Genomic DNA, 5,824 nt, shown 5'->3' with positions numbered 1-5,824 from the left:
CACCCCCTCCTCGCCGACCGCGTCCCGCCCGTCACCGCCGACGTCATCGCCCACACAGGACTATGGGACGATCCCTCAGCAATCCAGTAGCTCGTCAAGGACCGCCGATGCCGCGCGCTACCATCACCTGCACCACCTGCAAGACCGCAGCAGCCGTACCCGAAGACGGCGACCACTCCCCGCTCTGGGACGCCGGCTGGCGCTGGATCGGAACCGAGAAACTGTTCTCCTGCCCCGACTGCCCGCCGCTCCTTCTGGTTGACGACCAGGGACGACACCTCCGGGCACAGCACCTCAGCCATACAGGCCTCTGATACGAACCCGCGGCCGGCTGAGCCCTAACGCGGCACCGCGTGCAAGGATGCCTTCACCGAGATCGTGGAGGGGACGCATGAGCAAGCCAGAACTCAGCCTCGACGAGCAGAACACGATCGTGGGCGAACTGATGGCCAACGTCGACACCTTCGAAGAAGAAGAGTTCGACGAGCTCTACGACCAGCTCGACGCAGATCACCAGAGGGAAGTCGACGGACGAATCCGCGAGTGGGCCAACAACGCCGTCGGCGACGACAACTGGGATCGCACATAGTAGCCGTCGGTATGACGGCTACTCCGGCTCCTGGGACGCCTTCCGTCTCGCCTGCACTTGGAGCCAGGGGTTTTCGGCTCGGGACTGGGCGCGGTCCAGGTACTCGCGCTTCACGACCGAGCTGCCCGGCTTCCACCGTCCCTGCTTCGTGGGGTCCCCGCCAGCATCCGCGATCTCCTGGGCTCCGCCGCGGCGCAGGCCGTGCGCAGTGATCTTCTGCCAGTTCGACAGACCCGCCTTGTGTGCCCTACCACGGACCCAGTCGTTGATCGCGTCGCCCGTGACGTAGTCGCCGCGCTTGGTGGCTGTGACGCGGTTTTGCAGAGTCCCCGCCGAGGTGAGTGCTCGTAGCAGAGCGCCCTCGTGGATGCCGAGGTGGTGGAGGCAGTCGAGCCAGTCCCGCACGGCGGTGACCGGGTCATATCGAGGGTCGTCAGGGTCGGCGGGGATGTAGGTCTCTTCGCCCCTGGACTCCTGGTCTGTCTTAGAGTGGCCGACCCATTCGGCGATTCCGTCGTCATCCACTTCGACGTCTGCGATGGAGAGATCTGCGAGCTCAATGCGCCGGTTCAGTGCCTTCCTCCCGATGAGGAGGGCACATCGGTCGCGTAGGCCGGTCGGGTGGTGCAGGTCGCAGGTATCGACCATGGCCCGGATCATTGCGTTGGTGATGGCAGGGGCCTTACGGACCCTGTTCCGTTTGCCCCACTGTTTGCGGTACTCGTTGAGCATGCCGCGGGCTTGCTTGGTGCCGGGGCGTTTGTCTTCGGGTTGCATGGTGCGGACGGCGGACATGGCGGCGCTGATGGCGTTGGGGGCGCGGCCTTCCCGGATGAGGTGGGCGACGTATTCGACGTAGGTGGCGGTGGTGCAGGGGTTGGGGACGCGGCCTTGTTCGGCGCACCAGCGTTCGAACTTGCCGCGCTGGGACTTGTAGTTGCGGTCGGTGTTCGCGGGCGCGGACTGATTCTCTAGGCGTTCCTGGGTCTCTGCGGAGACGTACAGGTCGCGTTCGGTGTAGCGGGGCTGGTCGGCTTCGGTGGGGAGTTGTTGGCCGGGGTAGAGGATCGTGTGCCGGTCGACGACCGGGCGCGCGGGTGCCGGGTCGGGGCGCACGGCGGGGAGGTGGTCGTCGTCCACCAGCTCGGCATCGACCACCTCGGCGTCCTCACTCACTGGCTTGCCCCGCGGCAGCCCGTCGGGCTTCCCGTGCTCGCCGCCACAGACCAATTAGCTGTTCACGCCTGGCTGCACGCATAGCTTGCTGTTCCTCCGAGTTCCACCAAGCCGACGCGGTGCCGTGGGCCGGGCAGTCCGGGTGCCAGTTGCGAGTGTCGGTCACGGTAATGCCGACCGTGATTCGGCCGCAGGCGCAGTCTGCGTCTTCGTTGCTCCGGGCCGGAACCACGAGATCCCCTCTCAGATAAGCAGAGACGTACAAGGGAAATTATCCCAGGCTCTTCATGATCATGTTGCATCGCCTCCCCGGAGCAGGCCACCGGTCGTCAGCGGGATGCCGTGGCGTTCGAGATAGGAGATCATCGCCAGCAGGCGCCCCGGTTCGTCCTTCACGTTGCCCAGGGCGTAGTTACACCAGCGGCAGAGGAGATCGCGAACCGCTCCTGTCTCGTGGTTGTGGTCGACGTGCAGACGCTTACCCTCGGGAGGTTCGTCCCCGCATATGGCGCAACGGCCCTCTTGAGTAGCGAGCTTGTCTTGGTACTCCTCCAGCGTCAGGCCGTACCGCTTGAGGTTGTGGCCGTAGATGTACTCCTTGCCTCCGCGACGCTCGTAGTCCACCTGTCGCATCAACCGTGTGCAGGCCAGGCACCTCGGTGAGCGCGGCGGCCGGAACTCTCCAATCGGCTGGACCTTCTGGCAGTCCCTACAGATCTTGCTGGCCAACTGCGCGTGGCGCTCATCGTCGCGAGCGTTGGCGGCCTTCTTTGCGCAAGCAGGCGAGCAGTACTTACGTCGCCGGGGCGGCAGGAGCTCTGCGCATCCCTCGTTTTCGCAGCGTCTTTCCAGCTCAGGCGTCAGCGCCTCTTGCATCAGTCCCCCAATGGAGTAGTTGAGCTACTCTAGTTTAGCAGTAGTCGACCTACTCTTCACGGCCTATGCTGAGCCCATGGACCTGACCGGCTACCTGACCTCCGACGAAGCCGCCGCACACCTCGGCATCAACAGGCAGAGCCTCTACAACCTCGCCAAGCAGGAAGACTTCCCGGCGCCGAAGAAGATCGGGCGCACCTCGCTCTGGCCAGTGCGCGAGCTGGATCAATGGCGGGAGCGGCACCCGAAGCGTGACCGACGCGATCGGCCGTAACTCGCGCCCGGCGTGCACGTTCTCATGGCATGAATGAACTCGCAGCGAAGGTGCAGCAGACGTACGACCGCGACGGTCGCGACAAGGCCCGCGAAGTCCTCCTCGCCACCTGCCTTGAGCGGGACTGGACGCAGGAGGATCTCGGTGAAGCGTTCTCGCTCTACCGGACCTTCCCTACCCCGCAAGCGACCGGGGACTAAGTCCCCGTTTCTTCGTCAGGATCGATTCTGCCGAGACAGGCCTGGGCGGGGCGCGATGGCTCTGGGGCATCGTGTGTTCTGGCTCTGCGACAACCGGGGCTACCTCTCTTGCAAGCAAAGCGAAGGGGAGGCAGCCGTGGGAATAGAACTGCGCGCCACTGACGACCCGAAGATGTTCGATGTCTTCGACGCACACGGGAGGGTCGGGAGTGTCTGGTACTGGGAGCCAGACGAGGACGACGATCAAGAGGGATGGATCGCCACAATCGAACGCGCGAAGCGGACCAGGGCTGCGAACCTCCGTCTGAAGGCGTGTGCCCGTCCGGGCAGTGGGGGCACATCATGTCGGCCCCGGCGACAGGCTCGGGATCGTCCCAGACGATGCGGGTAGCACCGCCGTGGCCGTGAACGTGCTCAGCATCCGCGAGGCGGCTCCAGAAGACGATGGACGGGCGCGTGCCGGCCCATCGTACGGATGCGGTGCCGTCGGACCAGAGGATGCCGTCGGCGACATGGCCCGTGCCTGACATTCCAGTGATGTCGGTGTCGCGCTGAAGGTGAAAGCGGCGTGGTGTTGTCATGCCTCCACGGTGGCACGGAACGCCGGACGTTGCTCCACCCCACCCGGACGGGTCACGCCCGCACGAATCCGAGGTGCGAGCGAGATGCGGTGGGCCCCTGCTGGCCCTGGTAGCGGGAGCCGGTGGCGCCGTGCCCGTACGGCTTCGCGGCCGGCGACGTCAGTCTGATGAAGCAGAGTTGCCCGATCTTCATGCCCGGCCACAGCTTCAGGGGAAGGGCGGCCACGTTCGACAGCTCCAGGGTGACCTGCCCGGTGAACCCGGGGTCGATGAAGCCGGCGGTTGCGTGGGTGACGAGCCCGAGGCGCCCCAGGCTGGACTTGCCCTCGAGTCGGGCGGCGAGGGCGGGTCCGAGGGTGACGGTTTCCAGGGTGGCGGCGAGGACGAACTCCCCTGGGTGCAGCACGAACGGGTCGCCCTGGTCGACGGTGACGAGGCGGGTGAGGTCGGCCTGGTCCTGCGCGGGGTCGATGCAGGCGTGCCGGTGGTTCTCGAAGACGCGGAAGGCGTGGTCGAGGCGGACGTCGATGGACGCGGGTTGGATGAGGGTGTCGTCGTAGGGGTCGAGGGCGGCGGCCCCGGTGGTGAGGGCGGCGCGTATGTCGGTGTCGGAGAGCAGCACACGACGAGCGTATGGGCGTCTGGGGTGCGGTGTTCCCTGGGTAATTCGGCGCTGCTCAGGGGCTGTTGGCATCAACCGACTCGACACCAGACTACCCATCGTGTAGTCTTTAGCTACACGATCGAGAGAGGCTCCATGACCCCCAACCTCGAACTCACCGCCCTCAACTGCAAGCTCACCCCCCGCGCCAACGACGCCCTGCTCCGCACCGTCGAACGCGCCCAGCTCAGCAAGACCGACGTTGTGAACCGGGCCATCCAGGTCTACGACTTCATCGAAGCCCAGCTCGCTGACGGCGGAGAGATTCTCGTCCGCAAGAACGGCGAGATCGAAAAGATCACCCTTATCTGACGGGAGAACAGCCATGAAGGTATGCAGGGTCGAGAACGACGGTTCCACCACGATCGAACTGACCGACGCCGAGGCCCACGAACTGCGGGACGTGCTCGGGAAGGCCGCGAAGACCGGCGACGACGCGTCCTGGACGATGCACCGCCTCCTGTCCTTCGCCCACGGCGAGCCCGAGAAGTGAGGCCAGTATGGCACTCTGCCCGACCTGTAGCACCGTGATCCCGTGCCACTGTCACCTGGCCCCGCCTGTGCAGGTGCGGCCCGGCGTGTACCTCGTGCAGGAGACCCACCCCTGCACAACCCCGCCCGGAGACCGACCGCACCACCGAGAAGTGAGGCCGCCGGTGACCGTCGCGGAGAGTCTGGCACAGACGGTGCGGGCGTTGGGTGGCCTGTGGGACACGCAACGGGCCGTCACCGCCCTCCACGACACCGGACACGGCCAAGGCGACCAGCGGCAGCAGGAGAAACGTGCACGCAAGGCCATGCGCGACCTCGCCCAAACTGGCCTCCTCGTCAAGACCCAAGACCGACCCGTCCAATACCGCACCACCGAGAAGTGAGGAGCGAGACGATGACTGAGCCCCGCCACATCATGCCTGACACCGACACCGCGATCAGCAGCCTGCAATCCCTGCGCGAGACCGTAGCCCAGGTCGGCCCGTCGCAGCCGATGACCCGCGAGGAGTACGAGGAGCAGGACCGCCGCCTCACTGAGGAGATCGACGCCGCATACAAGGCATTCAACCGGGCCCGCGACTACTGGGACGACCTGTGCGCAGAGCGGCGAGATCTCCACTTCCAGTGGCGTGACCAGCATCGGGACGCCCCCGATCGCCACTTTCCCGCCGACCGCGCCGTCGAGCAGTGAGGAGTACCAGCATGAGCGAGGGTCTCGTCATCAAAACCGACCTCTACCCTCACCGCATCCAAGGCCCCCGCGAGCACATCATCCACGCAGCGAAAGCACAGGACTCCGGCCTCACACTCGTCACCACATGCGGAAAACGCAAGCGCGAAGAGGCCGTCAACCACCACGACGAGAGCACCCCAATCACCTGCCCAGACTGCCAGCGTCGCATCCAGAACTACAGCTAACCAGCCCATCACCGCGACCACGACCGCAGAACGCTGCCCGGCCTGAAGGAAGCAGGC

General features: G+C 65.7%; 12 protein-coding genes. 9 read left to right on the top strand and 3 right to left on the bottom strand.

All coding sequences use genetic code 11. From position 1 onward, the window contains the following. The first annotated feature begins 107 nt into the window (after nt 1-107). The gene (locus LCE31_RS35445) at nt 108-314 is read left to right on the top strand and encodes a hypothetical protein (RefSeq protein ID WP_225021917.1); all 207 of its coding nucleotides are present in this window, start codon (nt 108-110) and stop codon (nt 312-314) included. Between the two features lie 77 nt (nt 315-391). Continuing rightward, complete coding sequence (locus LCE31_RS35440) at nt 392-589, top strand: hypothetical protein (protein ID WP_225021915.1); 198 nt, start codon at nt 392-394, stop codon at nt 587-589. A gap of 18 nt (nt 590-607) precedes the next feature. Here LCE31_RS35440 and LCE31_RS35435 read toward each other — a convergent pair whose 3' ends face one another. Next, a complete protein-coding gene (locus LCE31_RS35435; protein ID WP_225021913.1) occupies nt 608-1,765 on the bottom strand; it encodes an integrase in 1,158 nt (385 codons plus the stop codon). A 291-nt stretch (nt 1,766-2,056) separates the two neighbouring features. Continuing rightward, entirely contained in the window at nt 2,057-2,389 is a 333-nt protein-coding gene (locus LCE31_RS35430; protein ID WP_225021911.1) for an endonuclease VII domain-containing protein, read from the bottom strand. Between the two features lie 328 nt (nt 2,390-2,717). Between LCE31_RS35430 and LCE31_RS35425 the strand changes: the two genes are divergently transcribed. Next, a complete protein-coding gene (locus tag LCE31_RS35425; protein ID WP_225021909.1) occupies nt 2,718-2,915 on the top strand; it encodes a helix-turn-helix transcriptional regulator in 198 nt (65 codons plus the stop codon). Between the two features lie 29 nt (nt 2,916-2,944). Beyond that, nucleotides 2,945-3,115, top strand: coding sequence for a hypothetical protein (locus LCE31_RS35420; protein WP_225021907.1), 171 nt, complete (start codon nt 2,945-2,947; stop codon nt 3,113-3,115). Between the two features lie 633 nt (nt 3,116-3,748). Here the strand turns inward: LCE31_RS35420 and dcd are convergent. Next, on the bottom strand, nt 3,749-4,318 hold the full coding sequence (gene dcd / locus LCE31_RS35415) for a dCTP deaminase (RefSeq protein ID WP_225021905.1): 570 nt from the start codon (nt 4,316-4,318) through the stop codon (nt 3,749-3,751). A gap of 135 nt (nt 4,319-4,453) precedes the next feature. Here dcd and LCE31_RS35410 point away from each other — a divergent pair, with 135 nt between their 5' ends. The 5 genes from LCE31_RS35410 to LCE31_RS35390 all read left to right on the top strand — a co-directional run bounded on the left by LCE31_RS35410 (nt 4,454) and on the right by LCE31_RS35390 (nt 5,767). Then, nucleotides 4,454-4,669 (top strand): hypothetical protein, encoded by a 216-nt coding sequence (locus LCE31_RS35410; protein ID WP_225021902.1) that lies wholly within the window; start codon nt 4,454-4,456, stop codon nt 4,667-4,669. Nucleotides 4,670-4,682: 13 nt separating this feature from the next. After that, the gene (locus LCE31_RS35405) at nt 4,683-4,850 is read left to right on the top strand and encodes a hypothetical protein (protein WP_225021900.1); all 168 of its coding nucleotides are present in this window, start codon (nt 4,683-4,685) and stop codon (nt 4,848-4,850) included. A 163-nt stretch (nt 4,851-5,013) separates the two neighbouring features. Continuing rightward, a complete protein-coding gene (locus tag LCE31_RS35400; protein WP_225021898.1) occupies nt 5,014-5,232 on the top strand; it encodes a hypothetical protein in 219 nt (72 codons plus the stop codon). Nucleotides 5,233-5,243: 11 nt separating this feature from the next. Continuing rightward, the gene (locus LCE31_RS35395; RefSeq protein ID WP_225021896.1) at nt 5,244-5,540 is read left to right on the top strand and encodes a hypothetical protein; all 297 of its coding nucleotides are present in this window, start codon (nt 5,244-5,246) and stop codon (nt 5,538-5,540) included. Nucleotides 5,541-5,551: 11 nt separating this feature from the next. Then, the gene (locus LCE31_RS35390; protein WP_225021894.1) at nt 5,552-5,767 is read left to right on the top strand and encodes a hypothetical protein; all 216 of its coding nucleotides are present in this window, start codon (nt 5,552-5,554) and stop codon (nt 5,765-5,767) included. Nucleotides 5,768-5,824: the final 57 nt, after the last annotated feature.

This window comes from Streptomyces sp. 8L (assembly GCF_020176795.1).
Taxonomy (GTDB): Bacteria; Actinomycetota; Actinomycetes; order Streptomycetales; family Streptomycetaceae; genus Streptomyces.
This window is presented reverse-complemented; position numbering and strand designations above follow the sequence as displayed.